This is a genomic window from Streptomyces sp. DH12 (assembly GCF_020873895.1).
Taxonomy (GTDB): domain Bacteria; phylum Actinomycetota; class Actinomycetes; order Streptomycetales; family Streptomycetaceae; genus Streptomyces.
The window spans coordinates 1-468 of sequence record NZ_JAHWGT010000926.1; the positions used below are offsets into that span (position 1 = coordinate 1).

Sequence of the window (468 nt, forward strand, 5' to 3'; positions counted from 1 at the left end):
GGAACTGTCCTGCTCCGCTTCGGTGCCCTGCTCCGCTTCGGTGTCCGGTTCCGCGGTCGTGTCCGAGAGGGGCCGGTGCCGGCAGCTGGGGGACTTGCCGTGCGCCTCGGCGTGGATGCGCTGCTTCATCGTGGGGGGCAGTGCCCTGATCAAGGACCAGGACCACAGGGAGGCCGTCGGCGCGGGCGCCTCGGTCTTCGGAGCGCTGTCGCTGTTGCGCGTCTTCTGGGTCTGGGGTACGGCCGCCGCGGCGGCCGTGGTGATGAGACCGAGCGCCGTGCACAGCGCGAGGAAGGCGGTGACAACGGTGTTCCACAGCTGCATGACCTTGTTCCTGGCCATGGCCCCTCACTTTCGGGTTGGGCGATTTGCGTACTTTCCTCATGATGTGTACGGGGGCCTCGAAGTGGTGGACCGACGCCCGTGCCGCGTGGATGTTCAGATGAACACCACTCGGATGGGTGCATG

The 468-nt window shown here is 67.1% G+C and carries 1 protein-coding gene; it reads right to left on the reverse strand.

Features of this window, described 5'->3' with window-relative positions; translation table 11 throughout:
- A partial coding sequence (locus LPA54_RS37810) for a DUF6344 domain-containing protein (protein WP_228984943.1) occupies positions 1–342 on the reverse strand: 342 nt, incomplete at its 3' end.
- Positions 343–468: the final 126 nt, after the last annotated feature.